Annotated in this window: 21 protein-coding genes, 1 tRNA gene and 1 pseudogene; 11 read left to right on the top strand and 12 right to left on the bottom strand. The window is 72.9% G+C overall.

The genetic code is table 11. The features are described from left to right. Positions 1–147: 147 nt before the first annotated feature. Positions 148–273 (top strand): annotated as a pseudogene (locus PV341_RS07235) (cytochrome P450); the annotation flags it as partial. A gap of 43 nt (positions 274–316) precedes the next feature. Here PV341_RS07235 and PV341_RS07230 read toward each other — a convergent pair. Continuing rightward, the gene (locus PV341_RS07230) at positions 317–1192 is read right to left on the bottom strand and encodes a MurR/RpiR family transcriptional regulator (protein WP_500328650.1); all 876 of its coding nucleotides are present in this window, start codon (positions 1190–1192) and stop codon (positions 317–319) included. A 75-nt stretch (positions 1193–1267) separates the two neighbouring features. Beyond that, positions 1268–2620: an acyl-CoA synthetase gene (locus PV341_RS07225; protein ID WP_500328651.1), complete on the bottom strand. Its 1353-nt coding sequence runs from the start codon at positions 2618–2620 to the stop codon at positions 1268–1270. A gap of 85 nt (positions 2621–2705) precedes the next feature. Between PV341_RS07225 and PV341_RS07220 the strand changes: the two genes are divergently transcribed. Further along, on the top strand, positions 2706–3152 hold the full coding sequence (locus PV341_RS07220; protein ID WP_499512204.1) for a hypothetical protein: 447 nt from the start codon (positions 2706–2708) through the stop codon (positions 3150–3152). A 187-nt stretch (positions 3153–3339) separates the two neighbouring features. Here PV341_RS07220 and PV341_RS07215 read toward each other — a convergent pair whose 3' ends face one another. Both PV341_RS07215 and PV341_RS07210 read right to left on the bottom strand, forming a co-directional pair. Further along, on the bottom strand, positions 3340–4161 hold the full coding sequence (locus PV341_RS07215; RefSeq protein ID WP_500328652.1) for an inositol monophosphatase family protein: 822 nt from the start codon (positions 4159–4161) through the stop codon (positions 3340–3342). A gap of 367 nt (positions 4162–4528) precedes the next feature. Continuing rightward, a complete protein-coding gene (locus PV341_RS07210; protein WP_500357067.1) occupies positions 4529–5914 on the bottom strand; it encodes a cystathionine beta-synthase in 1386 nt (461 codons plus the stop codon). A gap of 201 nt (positions 5915–6115) precedes the next feature. Here PV341_RS07210 and PV341_RS07205 point away from each other — a divergent pair, with 201 nt between their 5' ends. Both PV341_RS07205 and PV341_RS07200 read left to right on the top strand, forming a co-directional pair. Further along, positions 6116–6952, top strand: a complete 837-nt coding sequence (locus PV341_RS07205; protein WP_500328653.1) for a helix-turn-helix transcriptional regulator — start codon at positions 6116–6118, stop codon at positions 6950–6952. Positions 6953–7068: 116 nt separating this feature from the next. Then, the gene (locus tag PV341_RS07200) at positions 7069–8094 is read left to right on the top strand and encodes an SGNH/GDSL hydrolase family protein (RefSeq protein ID WP_500357065.1); all 1026 of its coding nucleotides are present in this window, start codon (positions 7069–7071) and stop codon (positions 8092–8094) included. A gap of 767 nt (positions 8095–8861) precedes the next feature. On the opposite strand, the gene PV341_RS07195 is transcribed toward PV341_RS07200, so the two are convergent. Together PV341_RS07195 and PV341_RS07190 are read right to left on the bottom strand one after the other, a co-directional pair. Next, on the bottom strand, positions 8862–9278 hold the full coding sequence (locus PV341_RS07195) for a VOC family protein (protein WP_500328654.1): 417 nt from the start codon (positions 9276–9278) through the stop codon (positions 8862–8864). Between the two features lie 10 nt (positions 9279–9288). Further along, positions 9289–9708 (bottom strand): helix-turn-helix domain-containing protein, encoded by a 420-nt coding sequence (locus PV341_RS07190; protein WP_500357063.1) that lies wholly within the window; start codon positions 9706–9708, stop codon positions 9289–9291. A gap of 176 nt (positions 9709–9884) precedes the next feature. Here PV341_RS07190 and PV341_RS07185 point away from each other — a divergent pair, with 176 nt between their 5' ends. Both PV341_RS07185 and PV341_RS07180 read left to right on the top strand, forming a co-directional pair. Next, a complete protein-coding gene (locus tag PV341_RS07185) occupies positions 9885–11105 on the top strand; it encodes an acetyl-CoA C-acetyltransferase (RefSeq protein WP_499512208.1) in 1221 nt (406 codons plus the stop codon). A gap of 251 nt (positions 11106–11356) precedes the next feature. Beyond that, positions 11357–12169, top strand: coding sequence for a hypothetical protein (locus tag PV341_RS07180; RefSeq protein ID WP_500328656.1), 813 nt, complete (start codon positions 11357–11359; stop codon positions 12167–12169). 15 nt (positions 12170–12184) lie between these two features. On the opposite strand, the gene PV341_RS07175 is transcribed toward PV341_RS07180, so the two are convergent. Beyond that, positions 12185–12508, bottom strand: coding sequence for a hypothetical protein (locus PV341_RS07175; protein ID WP_500328657.1), 324 nt, complete (start codon positions 12506–12508; stop codon positions 12185–12187). 106 nt (positions 12509–12614) lie between these two features. Between PV341_RS07175 and PV341_RS07170 the strand changes: the two genes are divergently transcribed. Next, entirely contained in the window at positions 12615–12845 is a 231-nt protein-coding gene (locus tag PV341_RS07170; protein ID WP_319161564.1) for a DUF4287 domain-containing protein, read from the top strand. A gap of 85 nt (positions 12846–12930) precedes the next feature. Here the strand turns inward: PV341_RS07170 and PV341_RS07165 are convergent, their stop codons facing one another. From PV341_RS07165 to PV341_RS07150, 4 genes are all read right to left on the bottom strand, one after another. After that, entirely contained in the window at positions 12931–13794 is an 864-nt protein-coding gene (locus PV341_RS07165) for a Bax inhibitor-1/YccA family protein (RefSeq protein ID WP_500328658.1), read from the bottom strand. Between the two features lie 220 nt (positions 13795–14014). Continuing rightward, entirely contained in the window at positions 14015–15310 is a 1296-nt protein-coding gene (locus PV341_RS07160; RefSeq protein ID WP_500328659.1) for an alkaline phosphatase, read from the bottom strand. Between the two features lie 271 nt (positions 15311–15581). Then, positions 15582–17093: a metallophosphoesterase family protein gene (locus PV341_RS07155; protein ID WP_500328660.1), complete on the bottom strand. Its 1512-nt coding sequence runs from the start codon at positions 17091–17093 to the stop codon at positions 15582–15584. Positions 17094–17146: 53 nt separating this feature from the next. Beyond that, positions 17147–17542 carry a VOC family protein gene (locus tag PV341_RS07150; protein ID WP_500328661.1) on the bottom strand — a complete coding sequence of 132 codons (396 nt, stop codon included), beginning with the start codon at positions 17540–17542 and terminating at the stop codon, positions 17147–17149. Positions 17543–17658: 116 nt separating this feature from the next. Between PV341_RS07150 and PV341_RS07145 the strand changes: the two genes are divergently transcribed. Together PV341_RS07145 and PV341_RS07140 are read left to right on the top strand one after the other, a co-directional pair. After that, positions 17659–18591: a LysR family transcriptional regulator gene (locus PV341_RS07145; protein WP_500328662.1), complete on the top strand. Its 933-nt coding sequence runs from the start codon at positions 17659–17661 to the stop codon at positions 18589–18591. 31 nt (positions 18592–18622) lie between these two features. Beyond that, entirely contained in the window at positions 18623–19489 is an 867-nt protein-coding gene (locus PV341_RS07140) for an AraC family transcriptional regulator (protein ID WP_500328663.1), read from the top strand. A gap of 37 nt (positions 19490–19526) precedes the next feature. Here PV341_RS07140 and PV341_RS07135 read toward each other — a convergent pair. After that, positions 19527–19609: transfer RNA gene (locus PV341_RS07135), tRNA-Leu, on the bottom strand. Between the two features lie 363 nt (positions 19610–19972). Between PV341_RS07135 and PV341_RS07130 the strand changes: the two genes are divergently transcribed. Together PV341_RS07130 and PV341_RS07125 are read left to right on the top strand one after the other, a co-directional pair. Then, complete coding sequence (locus tag PV341_RS07130; protein ID WP_500328664.1) at positions 19973–20743, top strand: ABC transporter ATP-binding protein; 771 nt, start codon at positions 19973–19975, stop codon at positions 20741–20743. A 45-nt stretch (positions 20744–20788) separates the two neighbouring features. After that, on the top strand, positions 20789–23290 hold the full coding sequence (locus tag PV341_RS07125) for an ABC transporter permease (protein WP_500357050.1): 2502 nt from the start codon (positions 20789–20791) through the stop codon (positions 23288–23290). The last annotated feature ends 45 nt before the right edge of the window (positions 23291–23335 follow it).

The following is a 23335-nucleotide window of genomic DNA, read 5'->3' as shown; positions in this document are numbered from 1 at the left end:
AGCCCGGTGCTGCGCGGTCCCCGCCATCTGGTCGTGGAGCACGACGGGGTGGGCGCCTGACCCGGCGTCCGACCCGCCGCCCGCCCCCGTGCGTCGGGGCGGCTCACTCCACGAACAGGCCCTGCGCCGCGGCCTTGGCGTCGAACCCTCACCGCGCTGCTGCGCGACCTGGACGGCCTCCGGCCGGCGGAGGACCCGCCGCCGTACCGGCGAAGCCCGGTGCTGCGCGGTCCCCGCCATCTGGTCGTGGAGCACGACGGGGTGGGCGCCTGACCCGGCGTCCGACCCGCCGCCCGCCCCCGTGCGTCGGGGCGCCTCACTCCACGAACAGGCCCTGCGCCGCGGCCTTGGCGTCGAACTCCTCCAGCCGCGCCTGCGCGTCCGGCAGCCCGTCGCACATCGCCTCCAGAAGCACCCGCCCGAGCAGCATCGGCGCGCACGCGGTGTCGAAGGCGAGTCCCGTGCCGACGGCCGCAGGGAGCAGGACGTCGGAGTGGGCGGCGACCGGCGCGAAGGCGCTGTCGGCGACGGTGACGACGGTCAGCCCGGCGGAGCGGGCGTACTCCAGGGCCTCGACCACCTCACGGGGATGCCGGGGCAGCGCGAAGCACAGCAGGGCGCTCGCCCCGGCGCGCACGGCCGCGTCGACGCGGTCGGCGAGCATGCTGCCGCCCTCGTCGAGGAGACGGACGTCGGGGTGCACCTTGGCCGCGAAGTAGCCGAAGCCGCGGGCCTGGGCGGCCGCGGCCCGCAGTCCCAGGACGGGCAGCGGCCGGGACGCGGCGAGCAGGGCGCCCGCGCGGGCGACCGGGGCGGGGTCGGCGAGCAGCGCGGCGAGGTGCCGCAGGTTCTCGATCTCGGCCTGCACGGCCTCCTGGTACTCGTTGTACCGGTCGCCGTCCGGCTGCCCCTGGGGCGCTACGGCGGGGGCGACGTCGCGCAGGTGGCGGCGGAGCGCGGGGTAGCCGTCGAAGCCGAGCGCGACGGCGAAGCGGGTCACGGAGGGCTGGCTGACCCCGGCCAGTTCGGCGACCTCGACGCTGGACAGGAAGGGCGCGTCGGCGGCCCGCCGCACCAGGCAGTGCGCGATGCGGCGCTGGGTGGGCGTGAGCCGGTGCGCCTCGAACAGCTTCATCAGGCGCGCGGACGCGGTGTCGGTCCCGTCGGCTCCGGTGGCGTTCTCGGTGGCCATGACGCCCTCTCCGGTCGGCCATTCATGTGCCGATGACTCTGCATGATTCTATGCAGGAGGGCAAGGCGCCCCGGCTCACACGGGCGGCAGCAGCTTCTTCTGCGGCTTGCCCATCGCGTTGCGCGGCAGTTCGGTCAGGAAGCGGACCTTGCGCGGGCGCTTGTGCACCGACAGGTGACCGGCCACGAAGTCGATCAGCTCGCGCTCGCCCACCCCGTCCGCCACCACGTAGGCCACGATCTCCTGGCCGAGGTCGGTGTGCGGGGCGCCCACCACGGCCGCCTCCCGCACCGCGGGGTGGTCCAGCAGGGCGTTCTCCACCTCGCCCGCGCCGATCCGGTAGCCGCCGGACTTGATCAGGTCGGTGGAGGCCCGGCCGACGATCCGATGCATGCCGTCCGGCTCGATCGCCGCGATGTCCCCGGTGCGGAACCAGCCGTCCTCGGTGTACGAGGCCGCGGTCGCCTCCGGCCGTCCCAGGTAGCCGTCGAAGAGGGTGGGCCCGGTGAGCTGGAGCTCACCGATCTCCGCGCCCGGCTCGGCCGCGATCCGGGTGCGGATCCCCGGCAGCGGCAGCCCGACGGAGCCGGGGCGCCGCTCACCGGCCGCCCGGGTGCTGACCGTGATCAGGGTCTCCGTCATGCCGTAGCGCTCGACCGGCCGCTGCCCGGTCAGCGCCTCCAGTTCGCGGAAGACCGGCGCCGGCAGCGGCGCACTGCCGGAGACCAGCAAGCGGGCGCCGCTCAGCGCCCTGGCGGACTCCGGGTCCCCCGCGACCCGGCCCCAGACGGTCGGCACGCCGAAGTAGAGGCTGCCGCCCGCCGCCGCGTACGCCTGCGGGGTGGGGCGGCCGGTGTGGACCAGACGGCTCCCGGTGCGCAGCGCGCCGAGCACGCCGAGCACGAGGCCGTGCACGTGGAACAGCGGCAGGCCGTGGACGAGGGTGTCCTCCGGCGTCCACTCCCAGGCCCCGGCGAGGGCGTCGAGTCCGGCCGCGACCGCGCGGCGGGGGACCAGCACGCCCTTGGGCGCCCCGGTGGTGCCCGAGGTGTACAGGACGAGGGCCGCCGTGTCCGGGTCCGGCTCGGGGCCGTCCCAGGACCTGCGCTCGGTGACCACGACCGGGGGCGCCTGCACGGCCCCGGAGTCGCGCAGGATGTGGTCGCGCTCGGCCGGTCCCGCGTCGGGCGGCACCGGGACGACCGGGACGCCCGCGAGGAGGCCGCCGACGACCGCCACGACCGTCTCCAGGGACGGCGCCGCGTGCACGGCGACCGCCGGGGCACCCGCGACGCGTGCCGCGAAGGCGCCCGCGGCACCGAGCAGTTCCTCGCGCGAGCTCGGGCGCCCGTCGACGGTGACCGCGTCGGGGCGGTCGGACGGGGCGTGGTGCAGGGCGGTCAGCAGGCGCGGCGCGTGTCCGGTCACCCCACGACCCTACTGGGGCGACCCCCGGGAAGGTTCGGGGGTTTCCCCCAGTGCCACCGGGCCGACCGGTCCGTACGGTGGCGTCATGGACGCCCTTGACCCAGAGCTCAAGAAGGAATTCGCCGCCACCATCCAGGCGCGCAAGGACTTGGGGGAGGAGTACGAGTCGGCCCTCATCGACTCCTTCCTGGAGAAGATGGACCGGCGCATCGACTCCCAGGTCGAGCGGCGGGTACGCCGCGAACTGGCCGAGCACCAGACGGCGTTCGCCCGTGCCGGGCGCCGGGTCGGGCCGGAGGCGCGCGGCCATGGGGGCGGCCGTTTCGGCGCCCGCTACGGCTTCGGGGCGTTCTCCTTGATCATGGCGATCCCGCTGTCCGCCATCGCGGCCGACAAGGGCGACCTGCCCGGGCTCCTCGTCGCCTGGGTCGGCATCGTCGCCGTCAACGCCGCCCATTCGCTGGGGTGGCTGTTCAACGAGCGGGGCAGCGCGCCGCGCCGCGGCAAGGACCCGGACGCCTGGGAGGACTGACGGCCCTGAGGCGGCGGGCGGCCCCCGCGCGGGCCGGAACGCGTCCGCGGCGGGGCGCCGCACGAGTCGGGGACGCATCGCCCGACAGGCGGGTGCCCGACTCCGCGACCGCAGCCGGCGCCGCGCCGGGGAGAAGGCCCTTCGACGGCGGGCCCCGGGGGGGCCGCCGCGCCGCCGCCTTCCCGCGCTACGCCGTGAGCAGTGCCACGACGCGGCGGGCCGCGGTCTCGTCGCGTGCCGCGGCGAAGGGCAGCGGCCCGGCGGCCATGCGGAACGGCAGCCCGTCCGCGCCCAGCACCGTTCCGCCCGCCTCGGCGACCAGCAGGACGCCGGCGGAGTGGTCCCAGGGGTTGTCGTAGGCGTAGGTGGCCGCGTCGAGCCGCCCGAGCGCGACGTCGAGGTAGTCGCAGCCGGCGGAGCCGCTCGCCCAGGGCTTGACGCCGTGCGCGGCCCCCAACTCGTACAGCCTCCGGTGCTGGTCGGCGGTGAGGTGCGCGGGCCGGGCGCCGGCCACCAGGAGCACCTCGTCCGCGTCCTGGGCGCCGCCGGTGCCCAGCCGCAGCGGACGGCCGCCCAGGTGCGCGCCCTCGCCGCGCCGGGCGGTGGCGAGGACCCCGTCGACGGGCCGGTACGTCCAGGAGGCGAGCAGCTCACCGCGCGCGGCCAGGGCGACCTGGGTGACGAACGAGGAGTCGCCGCGGACGAAGTTGGAGGTGCCGTCGACCGGGTCGACGATCCAGACCGGAGCCTCGCCCAGCAGTGCCCCGAGCAGCGCGGGGTCGGCGTGCACGGCCTCCTCGCCGATGACGGCGGAGCCCGGCAGCAGGCGGGTGAGCGTACGGGTGAGGCGTTCCTCGACCCGGCGGTCGGCGACCGTGACGAGGTCCAGCGGGCCCTTCTTCTCGTCGACGTCGCCCTCGGCGAGGCGGCCGAAGCGGGCGAGCGCCTCCTCGTCGGCCACGGTGCGTATGGACTCCTCGACGGCTGCGAACGTCTGTGCGCTGATCACGGCGGCCACTCAACCAGAAGAGCGGCCCGCGCGGGGACGCGGACCGCTCTTCCACAGATTGCGCGGGAACCGCCGCACCCCCGGTCACCCGGGGGGCGGGACGACGGCGGTCCCCGCGAGGGACGTGGGCCGGATCAGGGCCGGGCCACACGTCCTGGGGTCACCATGGAGGTCCGGGAGCCGCTCCGGAGGTCCTTGGCGCCACATCCGTGGTGTCGACCGGGCGACCGGTGTGCCGTCCGCCGACATCCACCAATGTGCCGGACCCGTGTTAAGCGCGTGCTGCGGCCACGTGACGTGGGTGTACCACTTCCGCGAACCCGTGGCGGACCTCCGTGGGACGTCCCGGGGACGTCCCCGGGTGCCGTTACTTGGCCTCCTCGGCGAGGAAGGCGAGCAGGTCCTGGCGGCTGACCACACCTGTCGGCTTGCCCTCGACCAGCACGATCGCCGCGTCGGCGGAGCCCAGCACGGCCATCAGGTCGCCGACCGGCTCGCCGGAGCCCACCTGCGGCAGCGGCGCGCTCATGTGCCGCTCCAGCGGGTCGTCCAGGGTGGCGCGCTTGGTGAACAGCGCGTCGAGCAGTTCCCGCTCCACGACCGAGCCGATGACCTCGGCGGCCATGACGTCGGGGTGCCCGGCGCCCGGCTTCACGATCGGCATCTGCGAGACGCCGTACTCGCGCAGCACCTCGATGGCCTGGCCGACCGTCTCCTCGGGGTGCATGTGCACCAGCTGCGGGATGCCGCCGTCCTTGCGGTCCAGCACGTCGGAGACGCGGGCCTGGCCGGTGCCCTCCTCCAGGAAGCCGTAGTCGGCCATCCACTCGTCGTTGAAGATCTTCGAGAGGTAGCCGCGGCCGGAGTCCGGCAGCAGGACGACCACGACGTCGTCCGGGCCGAGCCGCTCGGCCACGCGCAGCGCCGCGACGACCGCCATGCCGCAGGAGCCGCCGACGAGCAGGCCCTCCTCCTTGGCGAGGCGGCGGGTCATCTGGAAGGAGTCCTTGTCCGAGACCGCGAGGATCTCGTCCGCGACGGTGCGGTCGTAGGCGGTGGGCCAGAAGTCCTCACCGACGCCCTCGACGAGGTACGGCCGGCCGGAGCCGCCGCTGTAGACGGAGCCCTCCGGGTCCGCGCCGATGACCTTCACCCTGCCGTCCGAGGCGTCCTTCAGGTAGCGGCCGGTGCCGGAGATGGTGCCGCCGGTGCCGACGCCCGCCACGAAGTGCGTGATCTTCCCCTCGGTCTGCTCCCACAGCTCCGGGCCGGTGGAGTGGTAGTGCGAGGCCGGGTTGTTGGGGTTGCTGTACTGGTCCGGCTTCCAGGCGTTCGGGGTCTCGCGCACCAGCCGGTCGGAGACGTTGTAGTACGAGTCCGGGTGCTCGGGGTCCACGGCGGTGGGGCAGACCACGACCTCGGCGCCGTAGGCCCGCATGACGTTGATCTTGTCCGCGGAGACCTTGTCGGGGCAGACGAAGATGCAGTGGTAGCCCTTCTGCTGGGCCACGATCGCCAGGCCGACGCCCGTGTTGCCCGAGGTGGGCTCCACGATCGTGCCGCCGGGCTTGAGTTCGCCGCTCTTCTCCGCGGCCTCGATCATCCGCAGCGCGATGCGGTCCTTGACCGAACCGCCGGGGTTGAAGTACTCGACCTTGGCCAGGACGGTCGCCTGGATTCCTGCCGTCACGCTGTTGAGCCTCACCAGCGGGGTGTTGCCGACGAGACTGATCATCGAGTCGTGGAACTGCACCATTGTCTCCGGGTTCTCCGTGATTGTGAGGCCAGGGTAAGCGGTTTTCCGGTGGGGGGTCGCCCACGCCGGCACCGGGCGTCGCACGCTTCACATTGGTGTTACGTACGCCCCGGAAGGTCCGGTTGTAGAGTCACACCGTGGCGCGATCACGACACGTCGCTGTTACGACACCGGGCTTATACAACCGGGGGGTGGGCAATGCCTGACCAGGAACACCCGGACACCACCGAAGCGGGCACGGGCAACGCCGACTACGCCGCCGCCCTCAGCGGCCTGGCCGCCGTGGAGTCCGGCCTCGCCTCCGTGCGGGAACGGCTCACGGCCCTCGCCGCCGTGCGCCCGTCCCGGCCGGCCGAGCCGGTGATGCCGGGCGGGATCGCCGAGGTGATCCACGGCGAGACGGAACAGCAGCACATGATCGAGCAGCTGCAGCGCGAGGCCCGCAAGGAGGTGCTGACCTTCGTGCGGCCGCCGTACGTCGCCGCGGCGGGCAACGTCGTGCAGAAGGAGCGGCTGACCGCCGGGGTCGAGTACCGCTCCCTGTACGAGACGACGGCCCTGGTGTACCCCGGGGCGGCCGACATGCCGGGCTTCGTCGAGCCGGGCGAGCTGGCCCGGGCGGCGCCGACCGTGCCGATGAAGCTGATGATCGTCGACGCCGAGCGGGCGCTGCTGCCGCTGTCCGGCGGCCGCGACCGGTCCGTGGTCTCCTCCGCCGGCCTGCTGCTGCTCCACCCCTCGGTGCTGGTCGACGCGCTGCTGGAGCTCTTCGAGGACCGCTGGCTGCGCGGCACGCCGCTGCGCATGCCCTCGCTCGGCGAGACGGAGGAGGACCCGGAGTTCCCCGGCTCCCCCGAGCTCGACGAGCAGCTGCTCTCGCTGCTGATGTCCGGGCTGCCCGACAAGGCGATCGCCTCCCAGCTGGGGATATCCCTGCGCACGCTGCAGCGCAGGATCCGGTCCCTGATGGAGTCCACCGGAACCGCCAACCGCACCCAGCTCGCCTGGTTCGTCGCGCAGCAGCGACTGACCTGAGTCGGGGCCGCCCAGCGGTTGCGGCGGGCACCGGACGGGGCAACAAATCGTTGTACGGGTCGGGCCACGAGGGTCCGCACACCCGGCGCGGGAGGTGGACGTTGTCCAGGGCAAGGGTGGCGCGGCGGATCGCGACGGCCGCCGCGTACGGAGGTGGCGGCATCGGGCTGCTGGGCGGCGCCGCGGTCGGCCTGGTGCTGACCGAGGCCGCGCTCGCCCGCAGGACCGTGGGCGGCTCCGACGCCGTCCCGCCCCGCGCGGACGGCGTCTACGGCGCCGCCTTCGCGCTGAGCACCGACGAGCGGCCGATCGTGCTGGCCCTCGTGGGCGACTCCACGGCGGCGGGGCAGGGGGTGCACCGGGCGAGCCAGACCCCCGGCGCATTGCTGGCCTCCGGGGTGGCGGCGGTGGCGGAACGGCCGGTACGGCTGGTCAACGTGGCCAATCCCGGCGCACAGTCCGACGACCTGGCCCGCCAGGTCGATCTTCTGCTGGGGCCCACTCTCGGTACCGCGCCCGATCTGTGCGTGATCATGATCGGGGCGAACGACGTGACCCGGCGGATGCCGCTGGCCGTCTCGGTGCGGATGCTGTCCGACGCGGTGCGGCGGCTGCGCGAGGCCGGCTGCGAGGTGATCGTCGGGACCTGCCCCGACCTGGGCACGATCGAGCCGGTCTACCAGCCGCTGCGCTGGATCGCGCGGCGGCTGAGCCGTCAGCTCGCGGCCGCGCAGACCATCGCGGTGGTCGGCCTCGGCGGCCGCACCGTGTCACTGGGCGACCTGCTCGGGCCCGAGTTCGAGTCCCGCCCCCGCGAGATGTTCGGCCCGGACAACTACCACCCGTCGGCCGAGGGTTACGCGACCGCGGCCATGGCGATGCTGCCGACGCTGTGCTCCGCGGTCGGGCTGTGGCCCGAGGAGGACGAGCGCCCCGACGCCCGGCGCGGCGAGGGCTTCCTCCCGGTGGCCCAGGCCGCCGCGGAAGCCGCGGGCGAGGCCGGCACCGAGGTCACCGCGGCCGCCGGCACGGTCTCCGGCCCCCGCGGCCGCTGGGCCCTCCTCAAGCGCCGCCGCCGTCGCCGCCTCCCCGACGCGACGGAACCCGCCGCCACGGCGGCGGCCGAGGCCGCCCAGAACTAGCGCCTCCGGCAGGTTGCGGGCCCTCCGGGCGGCGGTACCCGCCGCCGTCCGCGGGACCGCTGCGCCTGCGGCGGGGGGCTGTCTCCCACCCACCGCCCGAACTCCGGACCACCAGGCCCCGTCGCGGACCGCCGCCGTCCGCAGAAGGCGCAGGGGCCGCCCCCGCGCGGTGCGGCCCTTCGGGCGGTGGGACGCGCCGTGCGGCAACCCGCCACCGCCGTCCGCGGGACCGCTGCGCCTGCGGCGGGGGGCTGTCTCCCACCCACCGCCCGAACTCCGGACCACCAGGCCCCGCCGCGGACCGCCGCCGTGGCTGCGGAAGCCACAGGGGCCGCCCCCGCGCGGTGCGGCCCTTCCGGCCGCGGTACGCGCCGTGCGGCAACCCGCCGCCGGCCGCGGGTCCGCTGCGCCTGCGGCGGGGAGCTGTCTCCCACCCACCGCCCGAACTCCGGACCACCAGGCCCCGCCGCGGACCGCCGCCGTCCGCAGAAGGCGCAGGGGCCGCCCCCGCGCGGTGCGGCCCTTCGGGCGGCGGGACGCGCCGTGCGGCAACCCGCCGCCGCCGGCCGCGGGTCCGCTGCGCCTGCGGCGGGGGCTGTCTCCCATCCACCCGCGAGGGCACCCGTCGCGGATGCCGCCCACCGCTTGCCGCAGGGGGTCGACCCCCGCGCGGTGCGGCCCCCGGGGCGGCGTTGCGCGCCGCACGGCAACCCCGCGCCTTCACCCGCCGCCGTCCGCCCCAACGGCCATGACGCCCGGAACCGGCGTCAGCCGGCCTTACGCTGGTTGAAGCGGAGCAGGTTGCCGGAGGGGTCGCGGAAGGCGCAGTCACGGACGCCGTAGGGCTGGTCCATGGGCTCCTGGAGCACCTCGCCGCCCGCGTCGCGGATGCGCTCGAAGGTGGCGTCGACGTCACCGGTGGCGAAGATGACCCCGCGCAGCATGCCCTTGGCCAGCAGCTCGCTCATGGCCTGCTTGTCCGCGTCGGAGGCGCCCGGGTCCGCCAGGGGCGGTTCGAGCACGATCTCCACGCCGGGCTGGTCGGGCGAGCCGACCGTCACCCAGCGCATGCCCTCGAAGCCGACGTCGTTGCGGACCTCCAGTCCGAGGACGTCGCGGTAGAAGGGCAGCGCCTTGTCGTGGTCGTCGACGGCGATGAAGCACTGTGACAGCGTGATGTCCATGCGGACCACGCTAGGCCCGCGGCGCGGTCTTCGCTTCCCTGTTCCTGACCGGCCTGGTGTACCGCTTCGCGATGCACGCCGGGATCGGCGCGCCCGGCCCGTGGTCGCGCGCGCGGTAGGCGCTCGGGGTCTCGCCCACGAGTTCGGTGAAGCGCGAGCTGAAGGAGCCGAGCGAGGTGCAGCCGACCGCGAAGCAGACCTCCGTGACCGTGAGGTCGCCGCGCCGCAGCAGGGCCTTGGCGCGCTCGATCCGGCGCGTCATGAGGTAGCTGTACGGGGACTCGCCGAACGCGGCCCGGAAGCTGCGCGAGAAGTGGCCGGGGGACATCAGCGCCGCGCGGGCCAGTGCGGGGACGTCGAGGGGCTCCGCGTAGTCACGGTCCATCGCGTCACGGGCGCGCCGCAGCCGTACCAGGTCGTCCGGATTCACCACGTCAGCATCGCACGGGGGGGCGCGTTCGCCACGAGGATGCGCCATCATGGACTAAGCAAGCGCTCAGAAAGAGGTCCGCGTCACAGCCCCCAGGCCGTGACTCCCTCCGCTACGTACAGGTAACTTCCCAGAGAGTCCCAGCCGTACCCCCGCCGCCTCGTCGAGGAGTCGCGATGCCCGAAGCCGTGATCGTCTCTGCCGCCCGCTCCCCCATCGGCCGGGCCGTCAAGGGGTCCCTGAAGGACCTGCGCCCCGACGACCTGACCGCCACGATCATCCAGGCGGCCCTCGCCAAGGTGCCGCAGCTCGACCCGCGCGAGATCGACGACCTGATGCTGGGCTGCGGCCTGCCCGGCGGCGAGCAGGGTCACAACCTGGGCCGGATCGTGGCCGTGCAGATGGGCATGGACCACCTCCCGGGCTGCACGGTCACGCGTTATTGCTCCTCGTCGCTGCAGACGACCCGGATGGCGCTGCACGCCATCAAGGCGGGCGAGGGCGACGTCTTCATCTCCGCCGGCGTCGAGACCGTGTCCCGCTTCGTCAACGGCAGCTCCGACGGCATGCCCGGCACCCACAACCCGCTCTTCGCCGAGGCCGAGGCCCGCACCGCGGCCCGCGCCGCGCAGGGCGGCGGGGAATGGCACGATCCGCGCGAGGACGGGCTGGTCCCTGACGCGTACATCGCGATGGGCCAGACCGCCGAGAACCTGGCGGCCCTCAAGGGCGTCACCCGCGCCGACCAGGACGAGTTCGGCGTCCGCTCGCAGAACCTGGCCGAAGAGGCCATCAAGAACGGCTTCTGGGAGCGCGAGATCACCCCGGTGACGCTGCCCGACGGCACGGTCGTCGCCAAGGACGACGGCCCGCGCGCCGGGGTCACCCTGGAGGCCGTGCAGGGTCTGAAGCCGGTCTTCCGCCCCGACGGCACCGTGACCGCCGGCAACTGCTGCCCGCTGAACGACGGCGCCGCGGCGCTGGTCGTCATGAGCGACACCAAGGCGCGCGAGCTCGGCATCACCCCGCTCGCCCGGGTGGTCTCCACCGGCGTCTCCGGCCTCTCCCCCGAGATCATGGGCCACGGCCCGGTCGAGGCGTCCCGCCAGGCACTGAAGCGTGCCGGGCTGACCATCGACGACATCGACCTGGTCGAGATCAACGAGGCCTTCGCGGCGCAGGTCATCCCCTCCTACCGGGACCTGGGCGTCGACATCGACCGGCTCAACGTCAACGGCGGCGCGATCGCCGTCGGTCACCCCTTCGGCATGACGGGCGCCCGCATCACCACCACGCTGATCAACTCGCTCCAGTGGCACGACAAGCAGTTCGGCCTGGAGACCATGTGCGTCGGCGGCGGCCAGGGCATGGCCATGGTCATCGAGCGCCTGTCGTAACGGGCCCCGCCGGCCCTTCCCGAACCCTCGGACGAACGTTCGAGACACAAGTCGCAATCGAACCGCCCCCTGGATGTGACCTAATCCCGGGGGCGGTCGTTTAGGCAGGTCAGAGGCGTGCCACTGGTACGGGGCGAGACTTTGGACCCTCCCATTTCGTGACGTTCCGCACTGCAGAGGCCATGGATTCCGGTGCAGAGTGGTGGTGTACAGGGGGCCAGGCTCGGGAAAGCACAGTCGGGAGTACGCCAGTGAGCGCCATGTTCCTCGTCCTGCTGGCGGGCGCGGCAACCGCCGTGGCCGCCGGCTCCGCCGCGCTGTTCGCCACACGCGGCGTACGTCGTGACGTCGCGGCCCTGCGCGCGGACCTGGCCGAGGCCCGTGCCGGGCGGGCGGCCGGGGTTCCCGCCGCACGCACCACTCCGGACGCCGAGGCCATCCGCACCGCCGTCGCCGACGCGCTCGCCGACGAGCGGGAGCGCGAACTGGCCGAGGCACGTGCCTTCTGGGCCGCTCAGGAAGCCCCCCTCGGCTACGGGACGGGCGAGTCCGGCGAGGCCCTCGTGGACCCGCAGCTCGACGCCCAGCTCTTCGGCGGCCAGGGGGCCGGCCCGGTTCCGGGCGCCGCCGGCACCGACTACGAGGTGCTGCCGTACGGCCCGTTCCTGCCCCGCCAGGCCGACCTCGCGGGCCTGGAGCCCGGTGGCCCGGCGCCCTTCCGGCACCCCTCCGACCCCGACTTCGGCGTCCCGGCACCGGTCGTGGCCAACCAGGAGCAGACCGCCGAGCGCCTGTCCGAACTCGCGGACCTGCGGATGCCGCTCGCCGACGTCCGTCCCGGCCCGCTCGGCACGCTCGACGTGTACGTCTTCGCCGACGGCACCACGCTCTGCATGACCCCGGGCGACCGGGACACCGCCGACCGCCTCTGCGACGCCCTGGACCAGGGCGAGTCCCCGATACTGCTGGGCGGCTCCGCCGTCGCGGGCGGCTACGCGCTGACCTTCACCTACGGCGAGGAGTCCGTCTACGTGCTCGCCGACCGGGTGGTCGCCTCGCTGTAGCCCGTCCTGCCCGTCCTACAGACCGCACCGCGCGGCCGTGTCCCCGATCCGGGACACGGCCGCGTCGCGTACGTGCGCCAGTTCCGGATGCGGTTCCAGGGCGGCGGCCAGGTCGTGGGCGGCCACGGAGATCTGGTCGCCGATCACGAAGACCCCCTCGTCCGGCACCGGCACCGGTTCCCGCCCGGGGAACTCGATCCGCTGTGCCAGGGCGGCCAGTTCACGGGCGAGTTCCAGGCCCGCCCGGGCCACCTCGCCACGGAGCCGGCTCTGCGGCAGGGAGCGGTAACGCGCCGCCAGGAGTCCGGCGGCGTCGCGGAGCGTCGTACAGTCCAGCACGGCGCGAGCCTACCGGTGCGTACACACAACCGAGTGCGTTGCACTGTTGCCAACGGTCGACGGCTCAGGCACGGTGGGGTGACCGGAACGCATACCGGAGGCGCCGATGTCACAGACCTTCTCGGAAGAGACCCACCGGAACCTGCTCTCCCACATCCCCCACTGCACCGGCCGCGAGATCGGCGAATGGCTTCGCACGGTCGACGACGGGCCCGCTTTCCTCCGCTTCGAGGAGAAAGTCAGCTGGCTCCGCAGCGAGCACGACCTGTCCTACGGACACGCCAAGGCCATCGTCCACGAATACGACCTGAGGCGGGCCGCGCGGAGGTTCGGCTGACGCGCCTCCCCTCCCGCACATGCGAACGGGCCCCGAAAGGCATTGCCTCCGGGGCCCGTTGAATGTCCCTCGCGGGTCAGCGCACTCAGTCGTCGCCGCGCAGGATCGCGATCAGCCGCAGCATCTCCAGGTAGATCCAGACCAGGGAGAGCGTGAGCCCGAAGGCCGCCAGCCAGGACTCCTGGCGCGGAGCGCCGTACTGGATGCCGTCCTCGATCTGCTTGAAGTCCAGCGACAGGAAGAACGCGCCCAGCGCGATCCCGATGATGCCGACCACGATGCCGAGCCCACCGCTGCGCAGGCCGAGGCCGTCACCGCCGCCGATCATCGCGGCGATCAGGTTGACGAACGTCAGGATGACGAAGCCGATGGCGATCGCCATGCCGATGCGGGCGTAGCGGGCGGTGACCCGGATGAGGCGGGTGCGGTACGCCACCAGCATGCCGACGAAGACCGCCATGGTCCCCAGCACGGCCTGCAGCGGGATGCCCGGCCACATGAAGTTGAGGATCTTGCTCCAGATGCCGAGGAAGACACCCTCGAAGACCGCGTAGCCGAGGATCAGCGCGGGCGAGGCCTCACGCTTGAACGACTGGATCAGGCCCAGGACCAGGGCCACGAGCGAGGCGCCGATCGCCAGGCCGTAGCTCTTCTCCGAGACCGGCAGCACGAACCACGCCACGAGCGCGCCGAGCACCACGGTGCCCAGGGTCATGGCGGTGCGCATGACGACGTCGTCCATCGTCATCCGGCCGGTCTGCACGGGGGCGCCCGGCGGGGCCTGGTACGTGGTGTCGTAGGGGTTGCTGCCCGCGTACGGGTTCGTGCCCGCGTAGGGGTTGCCGCCCGTCTGGGGGACGCCCTGCGTCTGCGGCTGACCGCCGAAGCCCGCGTAGCCCTCCCCGCGGGAGAACCCACGCCGCGAGAAGACCGGGTTGCTGCTCCTCATCTGTCACTCCTCCATGGCCGCGCGATACGGCTCCGCACCAAGAGTAATGGTATGGCAAAGCGGGTCGCCTACGCCTCAAGGAGGATCTTTTGCGGCCCGCTCACCATGCCTGCCACCACGCCTTTCCCCGTCCCCGCGGCGCCACACCGCCGGGGGAGGAACGGCGGGTGCCGGGGAGGGGCGGTCCCCTCCCCGGCACCCGCCGGAAGTGGATCCTCGCTCAGCGACGCGTCGCCAGGATCTCGCTCAGCACGTCGTGCACGTAGGTGTTGGCGTGCTTGCCGGTGAAGCGGTTCGCGAGCGGGCCGGCCGCGGTGACGGGGACGTCCACACCGGTGTGACCGGAGGTGGTCCAGTCGATGTAGAACGACTTGTCGCTGCCGCGGATGCTGAACGGACCGTCCTCGGCGGAGATGCCGTCGCCGGACTCGTCGGCGGAGTCGGCCTCCTCCACGGCCAGGCCGCCGGTCTCGTGGTCACCGGTGACGACCAGCAGGGTGTCGGGGTGGGTGGCCACGTAGGCGCGGGCCACCGCGACGGCCTTCTCCAGCTCCTGCATGGACTGCAGGACGCGGGTGCCGTTGTTGGAGTGCGCGAACTCGTCCACGCCCTCCTCCTCGACCATGAGGAAGAAGCCCTTCTTGTTCTTGTCCAGCGTGCTGAGGGCCTTGCTGGTCATGGTGGACAGGCCGACCACCGGGTTGTACACGTCGCCCTGGCCCTCGGGACGCTGCTGGAACATCTCCTCGTTGGCGAAGAGACCGAGGAGCTTGCCGCCCTTGGCGCGGCTGAGCTGGTCCGCGCTGGAGACGTAGGAATAGCCGGCCTTCTTGGCCTTCGTGATCAGGTCACCCTTGGTGCCCTTGCTCGCCTCGGACGTGTCCTCGGCGGGCTTGTCCTGGAAGGCGCCGGGGCTGCCCGCGGGCAGCCACCAGTCCTCGCCACCGCCCAGGATGACGTCGGGCTTGCTGACCTCGATGTACTGGCGCGCGATCTCGTCCTGCGCCGACCGGTTGGCCGTGCTGGAGAAGAAGGCGGCCGGCGACGCGTCGGTGACCTGCGCGGTCGTGACCAGGCCGGTGGCCTTGCCGGCGGCCTTGGCCTGCTGGCCCAGGGTGGCCAGCGGGTTGCCGTCCACGTCGACGCTGATCGCGCCGTTGTAGGTCTTCTCACCGGTCGCCCACGCGGTCGCGGCCGCGGCGGAGTCGGTGACGACGGCCTTCGGGTCGTCCGGCTCGGTGGTCAGCTGACCCGAGTAGGGGAGCTTGTCCATCGCGAGCTGACCGTTCAGACCGGTCAGGTGCAGGCGCGCGGCCTGCCGGGCGGCGGCACCCATGCCGTCGCCGTTGATGAAGATGACGTTCTTCGCAGCCGGGGCCTTGCCCTTGCTTGCGGTCTGCGGGGCCGTGGCCGACGCACCCAGCGTCGGGCTGACCACCATGGTCACGACCGCGGCGGCGGCCGCAGCCGCCACGGGCGCGGCGTACCGCCGGGCCCTGCGTACACCCTCGGACACAACGACCTCCGTTGCTCACTGCTTGCCATTGCTTGGCTGTGAACTTAGGAGCCTTAGGGGGAAGGTTGACTAAGCGCAGATGTCCAGAACGCGACGGAACCTTCAGGTGACGGTAAAAGCCTAGGCCCGGACTTGTCCGTACAGGTGGTCGCGGCAGCCTCACGCGCGGGCCGCCCCGCACGGCCGCATCCGGCGCGTTCTTGCAGATCACCGCCGTCGCAGGGCATCGTGATGCGCGCAGCGGGGAGGGCCGGGGGAACGGGCGCGCCGTTCACATACCGTTCGTCCACGGCAAGGGGACGGTGAAGTCGTCCTCGACCGGCGGGTCCAGTTCGTGCGCCAGCAGGCCGGTGGCGGCGAAGCACCGCACGCGGACGGCGGCCGGGCTGACGTCCAGCCGCAGGAAGCTCTTGAAGAACGGCGGGCTGTACGTCGCCGAGCCCGGGGAGAGCAGACGGGTGAGCACCCGGCGGACGGGCAGGCGCAGCCGGCGCCTGCGGTCCGGCCGGGGCGGAGCACCCAGGACGCCGGCGACGAAGCGGGTCCGCCAGGTCACGCGGGCGCCGGTGGCCCGGGTGGCCGGGATGCCGAGACGCCGGGCGAGGACCGCGGACGCCTCGTCCGGGGTCAGGTCGAACAGGCGGCGCAGGTGGAGCCGGCGGCCGTAGAGCCGGCTGTAGAAGGCGAGGGAGTCGCCGCGCATCGGGTAGCAGCGGAAGCGGTCCTCGGTGACGCCGCCGACCTCCACCCGGGGGATCGTGTGGGTGGCGTGCATGAAGGCGCCCCCGCCGCCGGAGACGACGTATTCGATCCTCCGGCCGTCCACGTCCACCGGGTAGCGCTGGTAGTTGTGGATGTCCCCGCCGATCACGGCGACGAAGTTGTGCTCCGGGTCGCGGACGACCTCGTCGACCGTGCCGCCGCCCTCGATGGCGCAGGGGTGGTGCTCGCCGTCCACGTAGATCGGGGAACCGGTGACGAGGATCTTGGGGCGGGGCCCCAGGGAGACCTGGCGCAGCCACTCGCCCTGCTCCCTGTCGATGTCGCCGAGCAGCCCGGTGTCGATGCCTATGATCCGTATCGGCCCCGAGTCGATCGCCCAGTACGGGCCGGGCTGGGAGGCCGCCTGCGAGGGCGCTGAGCGCATCCGGCGGGCCTCGTCGAGCCGGGCGTCGTCCGGCACGTCGGGCTTCGCCCACAGCAGGCTGCGCCACCAGGCCCGGGTCAACCGGCGGGGGCGCGGCGCGGGCGGCAGGGCGGGGGCGCGGCAGAACACCCGCATGAAGCCGTTGAGCCCGTCGTACCAGTCGTGGTTCCCGGGGATGGCGTAGACGGGGGCGTCGTAGTCCCGGTAGGGCCGGAAGAACTTCGTGTCGTACTCGTTGGCGCTGCCGACGGGGTAGAGGACGTCGCTGCAGATCACGGCGTAGCGCGTGCCGGCGCCCGCCTTGAGCATCCCGGGGACGACGGCGTACTGCGGGTCGTCGCCCTCGCCGGTGTCGCCGAGGAGGAGGAAGGAGAAGGTGTCGGGGTCGTCCCGCTCGATCACCAGGTCCGCGCCGGACGCCCCTCGCTCCAGTTGGCCGTTCACCCAGCGCTGCCGGTCCCGGCCGGTCGGGTCGCCGAACAGCGAGGCGAGCGGGCCGTTGCGGGCCTTCCACAGGGTCACCGGGTCCAGCCACGACAGGTTGACCACCCGGGCCGGCATCAACTCCCGGTAGGCGCCGGGCTGCTGGCTCTCCCAGCCGGCGCCGGACAGGGATTCACGCGAGGAGTCGGACACGGGCGCACTGTAGCAACCGGGCCGGGCGCCGAAGGCGGCGCCCGGAACTGCGCTCAGTCCTGCGCGTCCTGTGGGTACCAGCGCAGTTCGACCGTGTTGCCGTCCGGGTCCTCGACGTAGGTCGACAGGGCGGAGCCGCGCGCGCCGAACCGCCGCACGTTGGCCTCCAGCACCGTGAACACCCCGGACGCGACGACCTCTTCCCAGTCCAGCGGTTCGACGGTGAGGCAGATGTGGTCGACGTTGGACTCGCCGCGGGGCCCGGCGACCAGGTCGATGATGGTCTCCCGGGTGACCCGCACCGACGGGAACGGGGCCTTCCCCGCGCGCCATTCGTCGACGCGCACCGGTTCCAGGCCGAGCGGTCCGGTGTAGAAGGCCAGGGACCGCTCGACGTCGGCGACGTTGAGGACCAGGTGGTCGAAGGCCTTCACGCGCAGCACGGTCATGTCTCCTCCAGGGGTGGTGTGCCGTGGACGTCCTCCACGATCCGCCGGGGGGCCGCCGTCATCAAGGCATGATCGCCGTACGATCGTTGAGCGGAACTCAACGCCGAGGGGGAAGCGTGCTGGAGCGGGTGGAGATCGAGGCCTTCCTCACCCTCGCCGAGGAGCTGCACTTCGGCCGGACCGCCGAGCGCCTGGGCGTCACCACCGGGCGGGTCAGCCAGGTGGTGGGCAAGCTGGAACGCACCATCGGCTGCCCGCTCTTCGAACGGAACAGCCGCAGCGTCCGGATCACCCCGGTCGGCAGGCGGCTCGCGGACGATCTGCTCCCCCTCGTCGCCGGGCTGGAGGAAGCGCTGCGCAGGGCCGCCGACGCCGGCCGCGGCATCACCGGCGCGCTGCGCGTGGCCTTCCTCGGCGAGGGCACGGCGCCCACGCTGCTGAGGGTGGTCCGCCTGTTCTCCGAGCGCCACCCCGACTGCCGGGTGGACGTGCGCGAGGTCCAGCTGGCCACCTCCCGGGCGAGCCTGCTGGACGGTTCCGTCGACGTGCTCCTTGCCTCCTTCCCCTTCGACGGGATGGTCCGCGGACCGGTGCTGCTCAGGGAGCGCCGGGTGCTCGCGGTGGCCGCGGGGCACCCGGCGGCCGGCCGGGAGTCGGTGTCGCTCGAGGTGCTCGCGGACCACCCCGTGGTGCAGTACCCGGAGGTGACCTCGGTGGCGTTCAAGCGGGACCGCACCCCGGAGCGCACCCCGTCGGGCCGTACGGTCCCGAAGGGGCCGGCCGGCGGGTCGTTCTCCGAGATGCTCACCCTGGTGGCGCTGGGCCGGGGCGTCCTCCCCGTCGGGGAGCACGCCCGCCGCTACTACCCCCGGCCGGACCTCGCCTACGTCCCCCTCCACGACGCACCGCCCATCGAGCGCGGCCTGGTGTGGCGGCACGGCAACACCACGGCCCGGGTCCGCGCGTTCGCCCGTGCGGCGGCGGACGTCGCGGCCACCCGACCCGACCGGGCACGGGATGTCGGGTCCGGCGGGGTGCCCGACGCCTAGCGTGGGTCGTGGAAGAGGAAGGGGAACGGGAGTGCTGGAACGTCTCAACCAGGCCCTGGAGCACGTCGAGCGCCATCTCGACGGGCAGGTCGACGTGGCCGCGCTGGCACGCGTCGCGGGCACCTCGGAGTACCACCTGCGCCGGATGTTCTCCGCGCTCGCGGGCATGCCGCTCTCGGAGTACGTACGGCGCCGCCGGCTGACCGTCGCCGGCGCGGAGGTGCTCGCGGGGCCCGCGACGCTGCTGGAGGTCGCGGTGCGCTACGGGTACGGATCGGGCGAGGCCTTCGCCCGGGCGTTCCGCGCCGTGCACGGGGTCGGGCCGGGCGAGGCCCGGCGCACCGGCGCCGCGCTGGTCTCCCAGCCCCGGTTGGCCTTCCGCCTCACCGTCGAAGGGAGCAGCAGCATGCGTTACCGCGTCGTGGACAGGCCGGACTTCAGGGTCGTCGGCCTCAAGGCCCGGGTCCCCCTGGTGCACTCGGGGCCGAACCAGGCGATCGTCGATTTCGTCCGCGGGATCGACCCGCGGCTCGTGGCACGTCTGGAGGAGCTGTCGGACCAGGAACCGCGAGGGGTCGTCGCGGTCTGCGACGAACTGGACCCGAGCCGCGCCGAAGGCACCTTTCTCGACTACCACCAGGGGGTGATCACGTCGGCGGCCGCGCCCGACGGCACCACGGTCCTCCCCGTGCCTGCGGGCACCTGGGCGGTCTTCACCACCTCAGGGCCGGCGCCGCAGGCCATCCAGGAGCTGTGGCGGGACGTGTTCACCCAGTGGTTCCCCTCCAACCCGTACCGCAGCCGCCCCGGCCCCGAGATCCTGCGCGCCCGTCCGTCCGCGGACGGGACCGAGGCGGAGGCCGAACTGTGGCTCCCGGTGGAACGGGAACAGGGCTGAGAACGTGGCGGTGGTGCCACGCCGGTGAGGAAGTGAGTGCCCGGAACCGGATTCGAACCGGTACGCCCGCAAGGGGCAGCGAGGTTTAAGCTCGCCGTGTCTGCATTCCACCATCCGGGCGTGGCGGTACGAGAGCGCAGTACGAGCCTATCCGGCGGGGCGGGTGGAACAGGGCCCAGGATTCGTCATGTTGTCTGATTTTAAGGCTGACTGACGGGCCATCAGATATGTGCCGTCCGGAGGAAAGCACAGGCCCGGGGCGGTCCGGGCGGCGGACCGCACCCGCTGCATATGACGCGAAATCGCTTCCACCCGGGGGCGGGATGTCGGGGTCCCCGTCATCCCCAAGTAGGACGCGAGGGTCCGCGCGTACCTCTCGGGACTGCCTGCAGAACCACGATGTGGACGGATCCCGGCGACGTCTCCCGTCGGGACGATGGAGGGGTCCGATCGACTCCCCCGTCCCGACAGGAGCAGCGTGCCGTGACCACCACCACCGCACACCCCACCGCCACGGCCACGGCCGCCCGCGCCACCGACCTCAGCAAGGTCTACGGGGAGGGCGAGACCCGGGTCGTCGCGCTCGACGCGGTGACGGTCGAGTTCCGAGCCGGCGAGTACACCGCGATCATGGGGCCCTCGGGCTCGGGCAAGTCCACGCTGATGCACTGCATGGCGGGCCTGGACACCGTCTCGTCCGGCTCGGCGCGGATCGGCGACACCGAGCTGTCCTCGCTGAAGGACAAGCAGCTCACCAAGCTCCGCCGGGACAAGATCGGCTTCGTCTTCCAGGCGTTCAACCTGCTGCCGACGCTCACCGCCGCGGAGAACATCACGCTCCCGATGGACATCGCCGGCCGCAGGACCGACAAGCAGTGGCTGGACCGGGTCGTCGAGACGGTCGGACTGTCCGGGCGGCTGTCGCACCGGCCGTCCCAGCTGTCCGGCGGACAGCAGCAGCGGGTCGCCGTCGCCCGGGCACTGGCCAGCCGGCCCGAGATCATCTTCGCCGACGAGCCGACCGGCAACCTCGACTCCCGTTCCGGCGCGGAGATCCTCGGCTTCCTCCGCAACTCCGTGAAGGAGCTCGGCCAGACGGTCGTCATGGTCACCCACGACCCGGTCGCCGCCTCCTACGCCGACCGCGTGGTCTTCCTCGCCGACGGGCGGATCGTCGACGAGCTGCACGGCCCGACCGCGGACACGGTGCTGGAGCGCATGAAGCGCTTCGACGCCAAGGGCCGTACCAGCTGATCCGCGCCGCCGACCACGAGCCACGACCGAGAGACAAGCCCTGACATGTTCCGTACCGCCCTGCGCAATGTGCTGGCGCACAAGGCCAGACTGCTGATGACCGTGCTCGCCGTGATGCTCGGCGTCGCCTTCGTCTCCGGCACCCTGGTGTTCACCGACACCATCGGCAATGCCCTCCGCAAGGCCTCCGCGAGGAGCTACTCCGACGTCTCGGTCGCCGTCACCTACGGGGACGTCGACCATCCGCTCCCCCAGCGGCTGGTGGACGAGATCGGCCGGCTGCCCGGCACCGCGTCCACCACCGCGACCGTCACCGGCTTCACCGCGGTCGCCGGCAAGGACGGCCGGCTGGTCGGCGACGGCTGGTCCACCCGCGGCGGCAACTACGCCGGTGCGGACCGCTATCCGATACGCGAGGGACGCGCCCCGCGGACCTCCTCCGAGATCGCGCTGGACTCCAAGACCGCGGAGCGGACGGGCTACGCCGTCGGCGACACCGTCCGGATGTCCATCGACGGCCCGGTGATGCGGCAGAAGGTGACCGGCGTCTTCTCCACCGACGACGGCAACGTCGCCGCGGGCGGCAGCCTGGTGCTCTTCGACACGGCCACGGCCCAGAAGCTCTTCGGCAAGCCGGGCACGTACGAGGAGATCGACGTCAAGGCGGCGCCGGGCACCGCGCAGGCCACGCTCAGGGCCGAGATCGAAAAGCTGCTGCCGCGCTACGCCAAGGACGCCACCGCGACCACCGGGCAGAAACTGGCCGACGACGAGGCCCGGCAGATCGCCTCCGACCTCAGCACCTTCAACACCACCCTGCTCAGCTTCGCCGGCATCGCGCTCTTCGTCGGCATCTTCATCATCGCCAACACCTTCACCATGCTCGTCGCCCAGCGCACCAAGGAACTCGCGCTGCTGCGCGCGGTCGGCGCCAGCCGCCGGCAGGTGACGCGGTCGGTGCTGGCCGAGGCCCTCGTGGTGGGCGTGGTGGCCGGTGCCACCGGGTTCCTGCTGGGCATCGGCATCGCGGCCGTCATGCGGGCGGTGCTCGGCTCGGCGGGCGCGGAACTGCCCGAGGGCGCCCTGTCCGTACAGCCCGGCACGGCCGGGGCTGCGCTCGCCGTCGGTGTGGGCGTCACCATGCTCGCCGCATGGCTGCCGGCCCGCCGGGCCGCCAAGATCCCGCCGGTCGCGGCGATGAGCAGCGTGCACGCCCCGGCCACCGTCAAGGGCCTGCTCCTGCGCAACACCCTCGGCGCGCTGCTGTCGGCGGCCGGTGTGGTCCTGGTGCTGGCCGGCTCGGGGATGAAGGACAACGGCAACATGGTCCTGGGCGGCGGCGCAGGGCTGCTGCTGATCGGCGTCTTCGTCCTCACGCCGCTGCTGTCCCGGCCGGTGGTCGCCGCGGCCGCGCCGCTGCTGCGGCCCTTCGGGGTCACGGGCAAGCTCGCCCGGCAGAACTCGGTGCGCAACCCGCGGCGCACCGCCGCGACCGCGTCGGCCCTGATGATCGGTCTCACCTTGATCACCGCCCTCACGGTGGTGGCCATCTCGGTCAAGACCACCGTGGACGAAATGGCCGCCGCCCACCTGAAGGCCGACTACCAGATCACGATGGCCACCGGCCGGAACCTCTCGCCCGAGGTGGCCGAGCGGGTCGCCGGCATCGACGGCGTCAGCGACTCCAGCGCGGTGCGCGACGCGCACACCGAACTGGGCGGCGAGGACGAGTGGGTCACCGGCGTCGACGCGCCGCAGATCGGGCGGCTGCTTACCCTGGACTTCACCCACGGCTCCCTGGCCTCGGTGCACGGCGACTCCATGGTCGTGGACTCCGACACCGCCGAGCGGCGCGGCTGGCACACCGGGCAGAGCCTGCCGGTGCGCTACGACGACGGCACCAAGGGGCGGTTGACGATCGGCGGCGTCTACGAGGGCGGCGACCTCATCAACGGCGTGATCATGGACAACGCCACGGTCACCCCGCACACCCCCGAAGCAGGGGACATGCGGGTGCTGGTGAGGATGGCCGGCGGTGCCGAAGAGGCCAACCAGGACGCGCTGGTGAAGGCGCTCGGCGAGAACCCGGTGATCAAGGTCCAGGACAAGGCGGCCATCTCCCGCGAGCTCAGTTCCACGATCGACCTGATGCTGAACATCCTCTACGGGCTGCTCGCGATGGCCGTGCTGGTCGCAGTGCTGGGTGTGATCAACACGCTGGCGATGTCGGTCTTCGAGCGCAAGCACGAGATCGGCATGCTGCGCGCGATCGGCCTGGACCGTACCGCGGTCAAGCGGATGATCCGGCTGGAGTCCCTGGTGATCTCGCTGTTCGGCGCGGTACTGGGCCTCGGGCTCGGGGTGTTCCTCGCCTGGGCCGTCGGCGGGCTGATCAAGCCACAGCTGCCGAGCTACGCGATGACGCTGCCCTGGGACAGGATCGGGGTGTTCCTGGCGATGGCCGCCCTGGTGGGCGTCCTGGCCGCGCTGTGGCCGGCCCGGCGGGCGTCCAGGCTGAACATGCTGGAGGCCATCAAGGCCGAGTAGCGGGACGGCGGGAGGCGCCCGAGGGGCGGAGGCCACGACGGCCTC

The sequence above is a fragment of the Streptomyces sp. PA03-1a genome (assembly GCF_033792805.1).
GTDB lineage: Bacteria > Actinomycetota > Actinomycetes > Streptomycetales > Streptomycetaceae > Actinacidiphila.
This window is presented reverse-complemented; position numbering and strand designations above follow the sequence as displayed.

What these genes read in the sequence shown, in the direction of transcription:
- PV341_RS07220 (WP_499512204.1), top strand. Translation starts at nt 2,706, where the DNA reads ATGGACGCCCTTGACCCAGAGCTCAAGAAGGAATTCGCCGCCACCATC.
- PV341_RS07165 (WP_500328658.1), bottom strand. Translation starts at nt 13,794, where the DNA reads ATGAGGAGCAGCAACCCGGTCTTCTCGCGGCGTGGGTTCTCCCGCGGG.
- PV341_RS07125 (WP_500357050.1), top strand. Translation starts at nt 20,789, where the DNA reads ATGTTCCGTACCGCCCTGCGCAATGTGCTGGCGCACAAGGCCAGACTG.
- PV341_RS07230 (WP_500328650.1), bottom strand. Translation starts at nt 1,192, where the DNA reads ATGGCCACCGAGAACGCCACCGGAGCCGACGGGACCGACACCGCGTCC.
- PV341_RS07185 (WP_499512208.1), top strand. Translation starts at nt 9,885, where the DNA reads ATGCCCGAAGCCGTGATCGTCTCTGCCGCCCGCTCCCCCATCGGCCGG.
- PV341_RS07150 (WP_500328661.1), bottom strand. Translation starts at nt 17,542, where the DNA reads ATGACCGTGCTGCGCGTGAAGGCCTTCGACCACCTGGTCCTCAACGTC.
- PV341_RS07195 (WP_500328654.1), bottom strand. Translation starts at nt 9,278, where the DNA reads ATGGACATCACGCTGTCACAGTGCTTCATCGCCGTCGACGACCACGAC.
- PV341_RS07205 (WP_500328653.1), top strand. Translation starts at nt 6,116, where the DNA reads ATGCCTGACCAGGAACACCCGGACACCACCGAAGCGGGCACGGGCAAC.
- PV341_RS07170 (WP_319161564.1), top strand. Translation starts at nt 12,615, where the DNA reads ATGTCACAGACCTTCTCGGAAGAGACCCACCGGAACCTGCTCTCCCAC.